The organism is Methylobacterium tardum (genome assembly GCF_023546765.1).
Taxonomy (GTDB): Bacteria; Pseudomonadota; Alphaproteobacteria; order Rhizobiales; family Beijerinckiaceae; genus Methylobacterium; species Methylobacterium tardum.
On sequence record NZ_CP097484.1, the window covers coordinates 5,586,715 to 5,602,303 of the forward strand.

Consider the following 15,589-nt stretch of genomic DNA (forward strand, 5'->3'; position numbering starts at 1 on the left):
GAACGCCAGGGTTGTGTCCAGGCTCAGTTAAGCCCGCCTCACGTCTCCCGCAGGCGCTGGATCACGGCTTTCATCCTGCAAGTGACGCCGTCCGGCGCGAAGCGGAGAACCACGTCGCCCCCGAGCGTGTCGGTCAGGGTTCGCTCGATCAGCCGGGATCCGAAGCCGCGTCGTTCGGGGGGCGTCACCGGCGGGCCGCCATGCTCGCTCCAGCACAGGTGAAGCGTTCGCCCCGCCTCGCCCCGGGCCGTGTGCCACACGATCCGCACGCGCCCCGTCTCGCAGGAGAGGGCGCCATACTTCGTGGCGTTGGTCGCCAGCTCGTGCAGGGCCATCGACAGGGCCACCGTCTGGCGCGGGCCCAGGCGAACGGCCGGTCCCGTCACGGCGAACCGCTCGGCGGCATCGGTCCCGGCATGGGTGGCCAGGGCCGTCTCGACGGTGCGCCGGACCGACGTGCCGAGCCAACGCTCCTCGGCGAGAACCCGATGGGCCTGTCCCAGCGCCACGACCCGCGCCAGCAGGGCGGCACGGCCGTCGGCGAGACTCGGCGGATTCCGCAGCGTCTGGCTGATCATGGCCTGCACCAGCGTCAAGGAGTTCTTCAGGCGATGCGAGAGCTCGCGCATCATGGAGGTCTGATGCTCGCAGCGCATCCGCAGGCGGGCCGCTGCCTGCTCGGAGGCCTGGAGACGCGCCCGCAGGACCTGAACCTCCCGCTCCAGGCTTCGCTCCCGGCTGGCATCCGCCTGCGCGCGGCTCTCCGCCACCTCCTGGACCCGCGCGGCGTCGATGTCCGCCATCAGCGCGAAGGCCCGCTCGGCCCGCTCGCCGGCCTCTTCGAGGCAGCGCCGCAGATACGCAGTTTCGGCGGTGGATTCCGGACGCCGCCCCGACATCGTGGACACCTATCGACACGCCCCGGCCCTCGATCGGCAAGCGCGACCATAGGCGATGTCGTGCGGCGGGCCGCTAACGTCCGTTAACGCGCGCGTTTTTTCGAGCGCGGGTTGCGGCCGGTTCGATGCCGCGCGCCGACCCGCCGGCCGGCATCGAACCGGCCGCCCGTGGCGCAGGACTGGCTTGAGCCTCTTAACCGTTTAAAAAGATCGAAGATAACAAGCTTTCGTCAATATAAGGACTTTATTGCAGGTCATCAGACCGCGGTCGCCGCGCCGAGCGACCGGATTCCGGTCCTCGCGCGGTGTTGCCGTCCTCCAAGTCCGAGGGCGGGCGGGGCTTTCCAGGATCGTCGTCATGAACTTCACCGTCTCCGCACGCCTGTCCGCGCGCCGGTTCGCCTACCAGCACGCCTCGGTCCTGACCGCCCTGGATCAGGGCATGAGCCTGATCGCGGCCGGCATGGCCGACGTGACGATCACGGACGGCAGTGGCCGGGCCCGGACGCCGGCGGCTCTGTACCGGTCGCTGTTCGAGCCCAACCGCGCTGCGCCGGTAAGGGGCACGACGACCCAGGCGCAGGCCGCCTGATCAGGCCGAAATCCGGCGCTGTTCCAACGTTCCGGCGCTCGGATGCCGCGAGACCCGGTCTCAATACCGAAGAAATCTATCGCGTCGGGGTTCGTCTTTCTGGACATCTCCGGAGATCAGGCTTAGCCTGTGGGTGTTCGTGCCGTTGATGTATCGGCCGGATGCTTCCGAGGATCGTTCTACATGAAGCGCCGCAGCGCGCGACCATTTATGGTCGAAGTCAAGCACACCCGTACCGGACGCACATCGCTGACCTCGTCTCATCCAGCCACGCGCTCGGCCAAGAACCTGTGGCCAGAACTGGCCGAGGCCGAGACGAAGCCGACCCAGCCGGACCTTCCGGCTGCACCGGCCGCCCGGCAGGAGGAGCGCCCTGCACAGGCACCGGCCCGGCGCGTTCTTCCGAGCCTGGTCCCGATGTTCGAGATCTCGGCCGAGCCGGAGGTTGCCCCCGCAGTCGAGTCCGAACCGGTCGCGACGCCGCGGGTGCGCCGTCCGCGGGCCCGCGTTGAGCAGACCCTCGCGGCGGAGCCGGCGGCCAAGCCTCGCCGGGCCGCCCCTCGGCCCGAGACCGCTGCCGCCCCCGAGGTGGTCGAAGCCTCCGCCCGCGCGATCCCGGCCCAGCCCGGTCAGGCTCCGTCGCCGCGACCCGTTCCCTCCTGGCGCCGGGGGACCGAGCTGCGGCTCGGCGAGCGCTGGAAGCGCCGCCTGCCGCAATATTGTCGCTGATCCGTCGCCTGACCGACCTCGGCGCGGTCAGGCGAAGAACGGTCTGAAGTTCTCGATCCAGCCGCGCAGCCATGCCTCGCAGCCGCGCTGGGCGCCCTCGGCATCCTGGCCATGGCCCCAGATGTCCTCGGCGAGCGGGCTCCACCACGTCCAGAACCGGCTCGATCCGTCGTACTCGCAGATTCCGACCTGCACCGCGCCGACCCGTCCGACGAAGCGTGGGAGCGGCACGCCGGCCGTCACATCCTGCGTCCAGGTGATCAGGCTCTTGGTGGGTCCGTTGGTCGGGTTGTCGCCCATTCCGTTAGAACGGCGCCGCGACCCGTGCGTTCACGCGCCGCGCTCTCACGCCGCCAGCTGCTCGGGAAGGGCGCCCGCGGCCAGCCGGGAATTGCGGTAGCGCGCGTCCGCCGTGACCTCGCGCTCGACCCACGGGGGCAGCACCACGGGCTGGTCCTCCCGATCGAGTTCGATCTCGGCCAGGATCAGACCGGCGAGGTCGCCGCCGAACACGTCGACATCCCAGACGGCGCCGGCATGCTCGACCCGGTAGCGCGTCTTTTCCAGCCGCCGACCGGCCGGCAGGCGTGCCAGAAGCTCCGCGCCGTCCTCCGGCGCGATCGGAAACTCGATCTCGTCGCGGCTGATCCCATGCCGGGGGCTTTTCCAGGTCACCAGCATGTGCGCGCCGGCTTGGCGGATGCGGATCGTGTCGGTGTCGTCGGCGACGAGATAGCCCTGAACGAGGGGCGTCCCCGATTGACACAAGGTCAGAACCGACGGGCTCGCAATGAACTTGCGCTCAATCTCGACCGACATGCCGCGACTCGCTGGTGTTCGACGCCGAAAGCTTTCGCCAACAAGGCGGCGCAACGCAAGCGCGCCGGTAGGCTCGCGGCACGGCGTTACAGGCATGGCTCGCCGACACTTTAGCCAGGATGCAAACCCGACATCTTCAACTATGTAAAAGCGGGAGGAGACTTTCGATTGCAGGATCGCGCGCAGAAGAACCATTCCCTCTCGTCGCCGAGGTCAGCACTGAAGACGGTATCCAAGCGTCCCAGCCTGAAGAAGCTGCTGCGGAAGGCGCATGCCAAGCCGCTCAAGCAGGTCGCGGCCCTGCCGTTCCGCGTGGGTGCGGACGGCCGGATCGAGGTTCTCCTGATCACCTCGCGCGACACGGGGCGGTGGATCATCCCGAAGGGCTGGCCGATGCTGGGCCGCAAGGCGCATCGGGCGGCCGAGCGGGAGGCGTTCGAGGAGGCCGGCCTGAAGGGCCAGATCGCGGCCAGTCCGGTTGGGTGGTATCGCTACGAGAAGCGCCTCGAGGACGGCCTCGCACTTCCCTGCAAGGTGCGCGTGTATCCCCTGCGGGTCGAGGTGCAGCACGAGCGCTGGCCGGAGCGGGATCAGCGGACGTTGCAATGGTTCGCGCCTGAGGAAGCGGCGCGCCTTGTCGAGGAGGACGAGCTCCAGCGGCTGCTGGCGGGCTTCGCGGCGCCGCACGACCGCCGCGCGTGAGCGCCTACGACGACATGCCCACCGTCGTGGTGGTTCTCGTCCCGGTGGAGAGCGGCCTGCTCATGATCCGCCGCGGCTTGGCCGACGGTTACGGCCAACTCGCCCTGCCCGGCGGCTACCAGATGCGCGGCGAGAGCTGGCAGGAGGCGGGCGCACGGGAAGTGCTGGAGGAGACCGGACTGCAGATCGCGGCCGAGCCGCTACGCCTCCTCTCGGTGGTGACCACGCCGGACCGGCGGCAGAACCTGCTGTTCTGCGAGAGCCAGCCGGCCCGGTTCGCGGATCGGGGCGAGCCCGACGGCGAGGTTCTCGAGGTTCTGGTTGTCGACGCGCCTGTCCGGACGGCCTTCCCGACCCACGATGCCATGGTGGCGGCGTTCTTCGCGCGCTGATCCGTGCCGATCAGACCGGCTAGCCCGGGGAACCGGCCGGGCGCCCCGCCGTTGATGGCGTAGATTGGATCATTTCTAAGTTCCATGCCCGTTTGTTTGAGGTCGCAGCGGCCCTGCGCCGCCGATCCCATAGGAGCCTGACCATGAACGCGAAGTGCGAGACCTGCCGGTTCTTCGGCGAGCACAAGGGCAACGGCGCCGTCGCGCAGAACGATGCCGGCCTGTGCCGCTTCAATCCGCCCGTCAGCCAGCCCGCACCCGAGTCCAAGGGGCTCTGGCCGGTGGTCGCCGCACAGGATTGGTGCGGCCACTACACCCCCGAGATGACGGCGGCCGAGTAAGGCCGCGCCCCGACCAAGCAAAAGGGCCAGCCGTCAGGCTGGCCCTTCTCGTTTGGCCACAGCGCCGGATGGGTCGGTCGCCGCGGAACAGGAAATCGGGCTCAGCGCGGCCGACGGCGCACGCTCACCACGTTGCTGGCCGGCTCCGCCTTGCCGGCGGCCTCCGGCAGGGTGTCGAGGGCGGTCTTGACGATGGTGGCGGCGTCCAGGCCGGCCTCGGCGTACATCTTCTCCGGGCTGTCGTGGTCCTGGTAGCTGTCCGGCAGCGTCATCGTCCGCACCCGGACCCGCCCCGCATCCAGAGCCCCCCGCTCCGCCAGGAGATGCAGCACCATCGCGCCGAACCCGCCCCGCGAGCCCTCCTCGATCGTGATCAGAACCTCGTGCTCCCGCGCAAGCTCCAGGATCAGCGCCTCGTCCAGCGGCTTGGCAAAGCGCGCATCCGCCACTGTCACCGCCACGCCCTGCTCGGACAGCGCGTCGGCCGCCTTCAGCGCCTCCGACAGACGCGTGCCCAGGCTCAGGAGCGCCACACGCGCCTCCGCGTCCCGGCGCACCACCCGGCCCTTGCCGATCGCCAGGACCTCGCCCCGCTCCGGAAGCTCGACACCGACACCCTCGCCGCGCGGGTAGCGCAGGGCGATCGGGCCCGAGTCATGGGCGTGGGCGGTGGCCACCATGTGCACCAGCTCGGCCTCGTCGGCCGCCGCCATCACGGTCATGTTCGGCAGGCAGCACAGATACGCCAGGTCGAACGCGCCGGCATGCGTCGCCCCGTCCGCGCCGACCAGGCCCGCCCGGTCCAGGCAGAACCGCACCGGCAGGTTCTGCAGCGCCACGTCGTGCACCACCTGGTCGTAGGCCCGCTGCAGGAAGGTCGAGTAGATCGCCACGAACGGCCGGTAGCCCTCGGTCGCCAGACCGCCCGCGAACGTCACCGCGTGCTGCTCGGCGATGCCGACGTCGAAGGTCTTGTCCGGATGCGCCTTGCCGAACAGGTCGATGCCGGTGCCGCCCGGCATCGCGGCGGTGATCGCCACCACCTTGTCGTCGGCGTCCGCCGCCTTGATCAGGCTCTCGCCGAACACCCGCGTGTAGGCCGGCGCGTTCGGCTTGGCCTTGGCCTGCACGCCCGAGACCACGTCGAACTTGACCACGCCGTGGTAGCGGTCGGCGGACGCTTCCGCCGGCGCGTAGCCCTTGCCCTTGCGGGTGACCACGTGGAGCAGGATCGGGCCGTGCTCGGCGTCGCGGACGTTCTTGAGCACCGGCAGCAGGTGGTCGAGGTTGTGCCCGTCGACGGGGCCGACATAGTGGAAGCCCATCTCCTCGAACATGGTGCCGCCGCCCACCACCAGCGAGCGGGCGTATTCCTCGGCCGCGGCGGCGCGCTGGTAGAGGGCCTTCGGCAGGAGCTTGCCGAGCTGCTTGGCGGTCTCGCGCAGGGACTGGTAGGCGCCGCCGGACGCCAGCCGGCGAGGTAGGCCGACATGGCGCCGACGGGCGGCGCGATCGACATGTCGTTGTCGTTGAGGATGACGATCAGGCGCGAGTGGAGGGCGCCGGCGTTGTTGAGCGCCTCGTAGGCCATGCCGGCCGACATGGATCCGTCGCCGATCACCGCGATGGCGTTGCGGCGCTTCTGCGCGCCGCCCGTCTGCTTGGCGGTGGCGTTGTCGAGGTCGCGGGCGACCGCCATGCCCAGCGCGGCCGAGATGGAGGTCGAGGAGTGGGCGGCGCCGAAGGGGTCGTAGACGCTCTCGCTCCGCTTGGTGAAGCCCGACAGGCCGCCGCCCTGGCGCAGCGTGCGGATGCGGTCGCGGCGCTCGGTGAGGATCTTGTGCGGGTAGCACTGGTGGCCGACGTCCCAGACGATGCGGTCGTCGGGGGTGTCGAACACGTGGTGCAGGGCGACGGTGAGTTCGGCGACGCCCAGCCCCGAGCCGAGATGGCCGCCGGTGATCGACACCGCGTCGATCATCTCGGCGCGCACCGCGTCCGCCACAGCCTGCAGCTCCGATTCCGGAAGCCCGCGCAACGCCGCAGGATTCGGGATTCGGTCGAGAAGCGCGCTCTGCTCGGGGGAAATTGCCACGGCATCAACCTCTAACGGATGGGATCGGTTTGATCGCCGAGCCTCAGGACATATCGAGCGGGGCGACGCCCTCGGGCCGCCCGTCGGCGCCGAGGGTGATCCGCTGGATCCGCGCCTCGGCCCGCTTCAGCAGCGCTTCGCAATGCTTCTTCAGCACCTCGCCGCGCTCGTAGATCGCCACCGACTCGTCGAGCGGGACGTCGCCGCGCTCGAGCCGGCGCACGATTTCCTCGAGCTGTTCCAGCGCCTTCTCGAAGGGCAGGTCGCCGGCAGCGGGGGCCACCTCGGGTCTGCTCGCACTCATCCCAGATACTTCCTTTGGAGGGTTTCTACGGCGCCAGCCCCCGTCGCCACAACCCAGGGCACAGGTTTGGCGGCCGGCTCCGCACCGTTTTGGAAGCGTGCGGCGGCGTTTGCGCCACACTCGGGACGGGCGTGAGACCGCCGCCGTACGACCGCGGACACGCCGCGGCGGCCGTGACGAAACCCGTTCGGGAGAGCGGTCACGCGAGCGTCAGACAGAACGGCGTGCCCTCGAACGCGTCGGCGCCGCGGCCGATCCGCGCGATGGCCGCGACCATGCGCCCGTCGCGGCCGAGCATCCGGTCGGCGATGGCGACGAACAGCGGATTGGGCGTCGCCGACGGGGAGGCTGCCCGCAGGGCGTCGGCGATCGCCGCCTCGTCGCGCTCGGGCGCCAGGGCGCAGGCCGCGATGAAGGCCGCGGCGGTGGAGCGGCTGATCCCGGCATAGCAGTGGATCACCAGCGGCTTCTCCCGCGGCCAGGCCCGGACGAAGTCGAGAACCCGCGCCACGTGCTCTTCTGCCGGCAGAACGTGTCCGTCGCGCGCCGCCGCGATGTCGCTGACGCCGATGACGGCGTGGTTCTCGGCGTCGATCACGGCAGGACGCTCCAGCGGCGTGCCGACATTGATCAGCGTGAGCACGTGACTGGCGCCGGTCGCCGCGACGGTCTCGGGCAGGCGTGAGAGAGGGCAGACGTGGAGGCTCGGCATGGTGATCGCGCCAGTGGCGTGCGATCGTGACGGATCGAGGGCGGCCGCGTGTCAGCTTGAGCGGAGCGCGTCGAAGCGCGCGCGGAATCGTGTCTCGGCTTCGGCGGTCGGCCAGGGCTCGGCGAGCGCCAGCACCCGGTCCGGCAGATCCGCGGCAGGGCCGAAATAGCGCTGGGCCTCCTCCGGCGCGAAGCCGGCAAGACGGATCGCCTCGAGATGGGCGGCGATCCGGTCGGCCTGCTTCACCAGGCGGGCGAGCGCCGGCGCCGGGGCCGGGAGGCCGAAACGGCCGCGGATGGCGTCCAGCAGCCGCAGCTCGACGCCGCGATAGGCATCGCCGATCGCGGCCTTCAACGGCGAGATGATGTCCCCGACCACGTATTCCGGCGCGTCGTGCAGCAGCAGCTCCAGGCCGTCCGGGTCGGTGCAGGCCGGGGCGACGTGCCGGCCCACCGCCTCGACCAGCAGGCTGTGCTGGGCCACCGAGAAGACATGCGGCCCTCGGGTCTGGCCGTTCCAGCGGGCGACCCGGGCGAGGCCGTGGGCGATGTCGGCGATCTCGATGTCGCGGGACGCGGGATCGAGGAGGTCGAGGCGCCGGCCGGAGAGCATCCGCTGCCACGCGCGCGGGGCCGGGTCGGGCGCAGATCCGCTCATCGCGCCTGCCCCAGGCGGGCGCAGGGCCCGTGCCGGTGGCAGCCGACGAGGTGATCGTTGACCATGCCGACCGCCTGCATGAAGGCGTGCACGATGGTCGGCCCGCAGAACGAGAAGCCCTCGGCCTTGAGGGCCTTGCCGATCGCCCGGGAGACCGGGGTCTCGGTGGCGATCTCGGCGCGGCTCCGGGCCGTACCCTGGACCGGCTGCCCGTCCACGAAATCCCACAGGAAGCGCGCGAAGCCGGGGCCGCGCTCCTCGATGCTCAGCCAAGCCCTGGCGCCCGCGATGGTGCCCTGGATCTTGGCGCGGTTGCGGATGATGCGGGTGTCGCCCATCAGCCGCGCCACGTCGTCGTCCGTGAAGCGGGCGATCCGCTCCGGATCGAAGTCCGCGAAGGCGTCGCGAAACCCCTCGCGGCGGCGCAGGATGGTGATCCAGGACAGGCCGGCCTGGAAGCCGTCGAGGATCAGCTTCTCGTAGAGGGCCCGGCCGTCGCGCTCGGGCACGCCCCACTCGGTGTCGTGATAGCCGACATAGAGCGGATCGAGGCCAGCCCACCAGCAGCGGGGGCAGCCGTCGGGGTGATCGATCAGGCCGGTCTCGGACATGCGCCCGGTTTAGCGAGAACAGGAGCGGAACGCCATGGCGGTCCGCTCCTACTCCGCGGCGACCGTCCGCGCCGGGCGGAAGCGGGCGAGGACTTGCCGCCGCAGGCCCGCGATGTCGAAGATCCAGACCAGGGCGCTGTAGGCGGCGACCCCGGCCGGGACTAGGACCGCCAGTGCGGTGGCGGGCGGGAGATGGCGGAACGGGGCGAGGGCGAGCCCCATCGCCGCGCAGGCGAGCGTCGCGACCCCGATCTCCCCCCACGGCAGGACGATGCGCTCCAGACCCGTGAGCGCGCGCCAACCGAGCCACAGCCCGGCGGCGGCGAGGCCCGCGGTCTGCGCCAGCGCAACCCCGATCCCGCCCATCCGATCGGGCAGGATCAGCAGGCCGGCGCCGTTGACCGCCAGCCCGACCAGCGCGGCGGCGATCACCGGGAGCGTCCGGCGGCGGATCTGGAAGACCGGGTTGAGGGCGTAGAACATCATCGACAGGCAGAACAGGCCGGGCAACAGCGCGACGCTGTAGGTCTCGAACGGCCCGCGATAGGCGTCCGGCACCACCAGCCCCTGGAGCGCCGGCAGCACCGCCCAGAACCCGACCGCGCAGGGCGCCAGCAGCGCGAAGACGGTGCCGGCATTCTCCGCCACCTGCGCCTCCGCGGCCGCGCGTCCGCGCTCCTCCTCGGCCTGGACGGCGAGCTGGAACAGCAGCAAATCGAGGGCGGTGCCGAGCGTCGTCAGCGAGCGGGACGTCACGTCGGCCGCGAGGGCGAAATAGCCGGCCTCCGCGAAGCCGGCATGGCCCGCGATGGCGCCGCGGTTCACGAAGGCGAGGCACTGGTAGGCGGTGTTGGCCGCGATGAGCGGCAGGCCGTAGCGGGCGAAGACCCGCCAGGTGTCGGACAGGCGCGGCCGCTCGAACGGGGTGCGCGGGTCCCGTAGGGGATGGCGCAGGACGAACACCGCCGCGAGCTGGCTCAGGCCCGCCGCCGCCAGCACCCAGGCCGGCTGGACGAGCCACCACGCGGCCGCCGCCATCATGGCGAAGGACAGGACGTTCTTCACCGCGACGAGGCCGAGATAGAGCCGCCCGTCGAACCGCGCCCGGGCGAGCGCCGCGTGATAGTCGAACACGCCGATGCCGAGGGCCGCCATCCCGGTGCCGCACAGGACCGCCTCGCGCCCGTCCGCGCCGCCGGCGAAGCCGAAGGCGCCGCACAGGGCGGCGGCGGCGAGCAGCAGCAGGCCGAGGCGCAGATAGGCTCGGTCGAGCCCGTGGCGGATCCAGGGTTCGTCCAGCCGCACGCGCCCCGAGTAGAATCGCGTCGCCGAGAGGCGCAGCCACTCGAACAGGACCGTGTTCAGCACGATGGCGCCGGTGGTCGCCAGCGCGAACCGGCCGAAATCGGCCGGCCCCAGAAGCTTGGCGATCAGCAGCCCGAGGACGAAGTTCAGCCCTGCATTGATGATGAAGGCGGCGATCACGGCCATGGACGGCGTCTCATGAGCGGCGGTGTTTCTCTCGGGCAATCCGCAGGATGTAGCGCGGGACCCGTAAAACTCCCCTAACCGGGCGGGATCGGGGCGGACCAAGCCGCCATGCGGCTGCCGTGGGCCCTCAGGCTGCGCGGACGGTGTCCAGGAAGCGCGCGACTTCGGCCGCGAGATGCTCGGATTGCCGCGACAGCGCGGAGGCCGCTTCGAGCACCTGGCCTGCCGCTTGGCCGGTTGCCTCGGCGGCTCCGGCGACGCCGATGATCGTGCTGGTCACCGCGCCGGTGCCGGTCGCCGCCTGCCCGACATTCCGGACGATCTCCCGTGTGGCCGCACCCTGCTCCTCCACCGCCGCCGCGATCGAGTTCGCCACGCCGCTGATCTCCTGGATCCGCCCGGTGATCGCGTCGATCGCCGAGACGGCCTCGCCGGTCGCCCCCTGAATGCCCGCGATCTGGCCGGCGATCTCCTCGGTGGCCTTGGCGGTCTGCGCGGCCAGGGCCTTCACCTCCGCGGCGACCACCGCGAAGCCGCGCCCCGCCTCGCCGGCGCGCGCCGCCTCGATCGTGGCGTTGAGCGCCAGGAGGTTCGTCTGCTCGGCGACATCGCGGATCAGCGTCACCACGGCGCCGATCCGCGCGACTGCGCCGCTGAGCTCCCGGACCAGGGCACCCGTCTGGTCGGCTTCCGACACCGCTCCCCCGGCGAGCTTGGTCGATCCCGCGACCTGCCGGCCGATCTCCTCCACGGAGGCCCCGAGTTCCTCGGCGGCCGCCGCCACGGTGTTGACGTTCGCGGCGGCCTCCTCGGCGGCGGCCGCTACGGTGCTGGACTGGCTGGCGGTCTGGGTCGCGGTGGCCGTCATGGTCTGGGCGGTGACCTGCAGGGCGCCGGCCGAGTCCGAGACCTGACCGATGATGCCGCCGACCGTGCGCTCGAAGCGCTGAGCCATCGCCTGCAGGTCGGATCTGCGCTGGGCCTCCGCCGCCACCCGCGCCTCGGCCGCCTCGGCTTCGATCCGGCGGCCGTGGATCAGGTTGTCCTTGAACACCTGGACGGCCCGCGCCATCGCGCCGATCTCGTTCCGGTAGGCGCGCGCCGGGACCGTGGCGGACGCGTCCCCGTCCGCCAGCGCCTGCATCGCCGCCGTCAGCGCCCGGAGTGGGTGCAGCACGCCGGCAAACAGGGCCCACAGGCCCAGGGCGACCAGGAGGATCAATGCCAGCAACGCCGTCACGCTGCGCGCAACGCCGCTCCGGGCCGCGTCGGCGAGGGTCTCGGCGCGCCCCACCATCGCGTCGAGGGCCGCGTCGCAGAGGGCGACGATGAAGCGCTGGTTCTCGGTGTTGCGCTGGCGCAGCTCGTCGAACGTGTGGCGCACGGGGGTGTGCATGCTCAGCGCGTCGAAGACCGCTTGCGCGATGGCCTTGGTTTCCCCCTCGAAGTTGCTGGCCTTGGCCTTCTCGAACGCGGCCCGTACCGTCTCCGTGACGTCGGTCGCGGCCTCAGACGTGCGCCGCCACGCGTTCAGCAGTTCGGCTCGCTCTTCCGCCGCTGCGACCGTCTCGGGCAGGGACCACGACGTCCCGGCGACCAGGGACGCCTGCACCCGCACCGCGACGTTGCCGCTGGCGACGCGCGTGTCCCAGGCCACCTGCTTGAGGGTGAGATAGCGCTGCAGGACGGGATCGGACCGGGGGATGGCCGCGTCGACCGCCTTCAGCGTCGCCGTCAGGCCCTCCAACAGCTCTTGGAACGCGTCCAGCACGGCGCCCCGCAGCGCCGGGTCACGCCGGGCTTTCGGCAGCCCCAGGGCCTCGTCGATGCGGGGCCGGAGGGCCGCCATCGCGTCCCGGGCGGCGTTCAGGCGAGGGAGCGTCGCGCCGACCGCCGGCTCGGCCAGATCGTTCAGGCTGCGCTGAGCGCGGCGGTCATTCTCGATCATCGCCTGTCGGCTGGCCGCGATGGCCGACAGGGTCTTCTCGTCCGCGGGCGCCTCACCCCCGAGCGCGAGCGTCGATCCGCGCTCGACCCGCAGGGGCAGAATCGTCTTGAGAAGCCCCTGGCTCGCCTGGGTAAGCGTCACGGCCCTGACCGCAGCCGTCACCTGCGCCCGCGCGTCGGCGAGAGTCCGAACCGCGCCGCCCAGGGCCATGCAGGCCATGATCACGATGACCAAGCACAGCAACGCCCGGATCGAGAAGCGTCCCAGCCAGTGGGTCATGGGTCTGGATCCCAAAGTTCGCAATGTTCCGTCTTATGACGTCAGATCTATGCAGGCAACAAACCCTTTTGCCTTTTTGATAGGACCGAATTTTACGCCTAGAGATGCCTTAAAAGTCGCTCATCGCGATGTATCTTGCTGCTTTTAAATTACCGCTCTGCCGGCTCATATTATACGTCGCGTCGCGGAGTCGAAATTCTATCCGGCGAGACGGTGAGTCCGGCCCGTTCATCCCTCGCGAGCGTGCACTGCGGATCCGGCCCGCTTCTGTGTCCGGGCGCCCCCAATCCTCGGAGCGCGGCGAAGCGATCCCGGGCAGCGCGGCCCTGGCCGGCTTTCTTCGGCCCTGGTCACGCCGCATCGCCCGTGATGGCGGAGCGGGCTGCGTAGATTGACGCGATCGATCGGGCCCGAGCCGGGCCCGCGAGGCCCCTAGAGCCCGCGCTCGTAGCGCCAGGCCTCCATGCCGTCCTCGTAATAGTCGGGTCGCACCGCGAAGCGGACATAGCCCCGGCGCTCGTAGAGGCGGATGCCGGCGCCGTTATCGGCGCGCACCTCCAGCCGGAGCCTGTCGCAGCCTCGGGCGCGGGCGTGAGCCTCCGCGGCGTCGAGCAGCCTGCCGCCGAGGCCGAGGCCGCCACGGTTCGGCGCCACCGCGATCGAGGCCAGCCGGGCGATCCGGCTGCTGCGCCGCCGCTCCAGCACCGCGGCGCCGACGAGGACCGGGGTCGGATCCGCGTCCGGCGCGTCGATCAGCGCCGCCAGCACGTCCATCGTGGGTGACTGGATCGCGTGGCGGATCGCCCGGCGCTCGGCTCGGTCGGTGGCGAAGGCGGCGTGCTCCAGGGCGACCAGGGCGTCGAGATCGGCAAGCGTGGCGGTGCGGATCGTCGGCTCGGGGAGCCCGGCGCCGACCGGGTTGCGCAGGGGGGCGCTCACGCCTTCGCCGTCGCGGTGGATCTGATCGGCCCGGCCATCGCTCGCTCGCCTGAATCCTCTGCCCCGCCGGTCAGATGCCCGCTTCCGCCCCGCTTGGGAAGCCCGCATGGCCCGCTGCGCCCCGTCGGGATGCGGCGTTTTTGCAACGGACCGTGCGGGGTGTGGATTCCGGGCGAAAAAGCGGGCGTCCCGGGGCGGTTTCCTCTTGTCGCGCCGGGCCCGCCTCCGTATATGCGCCCTGCCCAATTTCGCACGTGCCTGTGGCCGCGTGTCGGTTGGTGGGCATCCGGTCAACTGCCGGACAGCCGCCAGGGGTCTTAAAGGATCGATGGTCGCAAGGGTGGATCCCTACGGCCGGCATCCAGGTGGCAACACCGGACCCCGACAACAACCGGCAGCCGGAGGCGAAACCGGCGAACCCCGCTCTCCACGGGGGACGCAGCTTAAAGCAACGACGAACGGGCTTTTTTGGTCTCGTCGGCCCTCCAAAGGCCGGCACCGAAGAGGCTTGTTTCTCTTTGCCCGGCGTGCGGTGGGGGTCATCCCTTCCAATCCACGGCAGCTTCCGGGTGCTCTGCGCCCGCACTGACGCACGCGTCTCCAAAGCGCGTGAGTCTGCGCGACGCATCGCCCCCTGACGCCGGCGGCCCGTTCGGGCCGTCATCTTCGACAGCGCGCCCCGCGAAGGGCGCACGCGAACCCGTGCCGGGAGACGACCATGACCGACCGCATCCGTGACTTCCTGCGCGTGCGCCGCGACCTCGGTCAGGACGAGGGCCCCGTGATGGTCCTCGATCTCGACGTCGTGCGCGACAACTACACCGCCTTCGCGCGCTCCCTGCCGGACACCCGGGTGTTCTACGCCGTGAAAGCGAACCCGGCCCCCGAGGTGCTGCGCCTGCTCGCCGAGATGGGCTCCTGCTTCGACACCGCCTCGGTGGCGGAGATGGAAATGGTGCTGGCCGCCGGCGCCACCGCCGACCGGATCTCCTTCGGCAACACCATCAAGAAGGAGCGCTGCATCGGCCGCGCCCTGAAGCTCGGCATCCGCCTGTTCGCGGTCGATTGCCAGGCCGAGGTCGAGAAGATCGCCCGGGCCGCCGAGGCCATGGCCGTGCCGGCCGGTGAGATCCGGGTGTTCTGCCGCATCCTGTGCGACGGCGCGGGCGCCGACTGGCCGCTGTCCCGCAAGTTCGGCTGCGTGCCCGAGATGGCCGCGGACGTGCTGGAGCACGCCCATCGCCAGGGGCTTGAGGCCTACGGCATCTCGTTCCATGTCGGCTCGCAGCAGGGCAACACCGAGGCCTGGGACGGGGCGCTCGGCTCCGCGGCCGGGATCTTCCGCGAGTGCGCGGAGCGCGGCATCGGCCTGTCGATGGTCAATCTCGGCGGCGGCTTCCCGACCAAGTACCTCAAGGCGGTGCCAGGCGTGGAGAGCTATGGCGAGGCGATCTTCCGGGGCCTGACCAAGCATTTCGGCAACCAGATCCCCGAGACGATCATCGAGCCGGGCCGCGGCATGGTCGGCAATGCCGGCCTGATCGAGGCCGAGGTCGTGCTCGTGTCGAAGAAGTCCGCCGAGGCCGACGAGGTCCGATGGGTCTACCTCGACATCGGCAAGTTCGGCGGGCTGGCCGAGACCATGGACGAGGCGATCCGCTACCCGATCCGCACCGCGCGGGACGGGGACGCGACCGAGCCCTGCGTCATCGCCGGCCCGACCTGCGACTCGGTGGACGTGCTCTACGAGCGGCAGCTCTACCCGCTGCCGGTCTCGCTCTCGATCGGCGACAAGGTGCTGATCGAGGGTGCGGGCGCCTACACCACCACCTACGCGGCGGTGGCCTTCAACGGCTTCCCGCCCCTTCAGCAGATCGTGATCTGATCGCGCGTGCCGCCCGGGACATTCCGGGCGGCCTTCTTCCGAGACCGTTCCCGGCGGGTGACACGCGGCAGGAGGCGGACGCACGGATCCCGTTCGTCTGGAACCACCCTGCGGTCACGCGGCGTTAAGGGCCGCTGTCGTTTCTCCGGAAGCGTCGGCCAGCCCTGATCGCTCGCCGAGACGATCCATCGCTT

At 70.8% G+C, this 15,589-nt stretch carries 16 protein-coding genes and 1 pseudogene; 6 read left to right on the top strand and 11 right to left on the bottom strand.

The annotated features are described in order from the left end of the window. Positions 1-38 precede the first annotated feature (38 nt). Complete coding sequence (locus M6G65_RS26710; protein ID WP_250103092.1) at positions 39-899, bottom strand: sensor histidine kinase; 861 nt, start codon at positions 897-899, stop codon at positions 39-41. A 358-nt stretch (positions 900-1,257) separates the two neighbouring features. On the opposite strand from M6G65_RS26710, the gene M6G65_RS26715 reads away from it, so the two are divergent. Continuing rightward, a complete protein-coding gene (locus M6G65_RS26715; RefSeq protein WP_238200125.1) occupies positions 1,258-1,491 on the top strand; it encodes a hypothetical protein in 234 nt (77 codons plus the stop codon). A 183-nt stretch (positions 1,492-1,674) separates the two neighbouring features. Then, positions 1,675-2,220 carry a hypothetical protein gene (locus M6G65_RS26720; RefSeq protein WP_238200124.1) on the top strand — a complete coding sequence of 182 codons (546 nt, stop codon included), beginning with the start codon at positions 1,675-1,677 and terminating at the stop codon, positions 2,218-2,220. Between the two features lie 27 nt (positions 2,221-2,247). On the opposite strand, the gene M6G65_RS26725 is transcribed toward M6G65_RS26720, so the two are convergent. Both M6G65_RS26725 and M6G65_RS26730 read right to left on the bottom strand, forming a co-directional pair. After that, a complete protein-coding gene (locus tag M6G65_RS26725) occupies positions 2,248-2,520 on the bottom strand; it encodes a hypothetical protein (protein ID WP_238200123.1) in 273 nt (90 codons plus the stop codon). A 45-nt stretch (positions 2,521-2,565) separates the two neighbouring features. Then, a complete protein-coding gene (locus tag M6G65_RS26730; protein WP_238200122.1) occupies positions 2,566-3,039 on the bottom strand; it encodes a CYTH domain-containing protein in 474 nt (157 codons plus the stop codon). A 246-nt stretch (positions 3,040-3,285) separates the two neighbouring features. Between M6G65_RS26730 and M6G65_RS26735 the strand changes: the two genes are divergently transcribed. The 3 genes from M6G65_RS26735 to M6G65_RS26745 all read left to right on the top strand — a co-directional run bounded on the left by M6G65_RS26735 (position 3,286) and on the right by M6G65_RS26745 (position 4,474). After that, complete coding sequence (locus M6G65_RS26735; RefSeq protein ID WP_238200132.1) at positions 3,286-3,741, top strand: NUDIX hydrolase; 456 nt, start codon at positions 3,286-3,288, stop codon at positions 3,739-3,741. Next, positions 3,738-4,133 (top strand): NUDIX domain-containing protein, encoded by a 396-nt coding sequence (locus M6G65_RS26740; protein WP_238200121.1) that lies wholly within the window; start codon positions 3,738-3,740, stop codon positions 4,131-4,133. The genes M6G65_RS26735 and M6G65_RS26740 overlap by 4 nt, the downstream gene beginning before the upstream one ends. A gap of 143 nt (positions 4,134-4,276) precedes the next feature. Beyond that, positions 4,277-4,474, top strand: a complete 198-nt coding sequence (locus M6G65_RS26745; RefSeq protein ID WP_250103093.1) for a hypothetical protein — start codon at positions 4,277-4,279, stop codon at positions 4,472-4,474. Positions 4,475-4,575: 101 nt separating this feature from the next. On the opposite strand, the pseudogene dxs reads toward M6G65_RS26745, so the two are convergent. From dxs to M6G65_RS26785, 8 genes and pseudogenes are all read right to left on the bottom strand, one after another. Next, positions 4,576-6,569, bottom strand: a pseudogene (gene dxs / locus M6G65_RS26750) (1-deoxy-D-xylulose-5-phosphate synthase). A 43-nt stretch (positions 6,570-6,612) separates the two neighbouring features. Then, positions 6,613-6,873, bottom strand: a complete 261-nt coding sequence (locus tag M6G65_RS26755; RefSeq protein WP_192711363.1) for an exodeoxyribonuclease VII small subunit — start codon at positions 6,871-6,873, stop codon at positions 6,613-6,615. A 199-nt stretch (positions 6,874-7,072) separates the two neighbouring features. Then, positions 7,073-7,585 carry a tyrosine phosphatase family protein gene (locus tag M6G65_RS26760; protein WP_238199757.1) on the bottom strand — a complete coding sequence of 171 codons (513 nt, stop codon included), beginning with the start codon at positions 7,583-7,585 and terminating at the stop codon, positions 7,073-7,075. A gap of 51 nt (positions 7,586-7,636) precedes the next feature. Then, positions 7,637-8,197: an HD domain-containing protein gene (locus M6G65_RS26765; protein ID WP_373323925.1), complete on the bottom strand. Its 561-nt coding sequence runs from the start codon at positions 8,195-8,197 to the stop codon at positions 7,637-7,639. 41 nt (positions 8,198-8,238) lie between these two features. Then, entirely contained in the window at positions 8,239-8,853 is a 615-nt protein-coding gene (locus M6G65_RS26770; RefSeq protein WP_238199759.1) for a DNA-3-methyladenine glycosylase I, read from the bottom strand. 48 nt (positions 8,854-8,901) lie between these two features. Next, positions 8,902-10,344: a polysaccharide biosynthesis C-terminal domain-containing protein gene (locus tag M6G65_RS26775; protein ID WP_238199760.1), complete on the bottom strand. Its 1,443-nt coding sequence runs from the start codon at positions 10,342-10,344 to the stop codon at positions 8,902-8,904. 127 nt (positions 10,345-10,471) lie between these two features. Further along, entirely contained in the window at positions 10,472-12,571 is a 2,100-nt protein-coding gene (locus M6G65_RS26780) for a methyl-accepting chemotaxis protein (protein WP_250103094.1), read from the bottom strand. 432 nt (positions 12,572-13,003) lie between these two features. After that, entirely contained in the window at positions 13,004-13,510 is a 507-nt protein-coding gene (locus M6G65_RS26785) for a GNAT family N-acetyltransferase (protein ID WP_238199762.1), read from the bottom strand. Positions 13,511-14,228: 718 nt separating this feature from the next. On the opposite strand from M6G65_RS26785, the gene M6G65_RS26790 reads away from it, so the two are divergent. Then, complete coding sequence (locus M6G65_RS26790) at positions 14,229-15,395, top strand: type III PLP-dependent enzyme (protein ID WP_238199763.1); 1,167 nt, start codon at positions 14,229-14,231, stop codon at positions 15,393-15,395. Positions 15,396-15,589 lie beyond the last annotated feature (194 nt).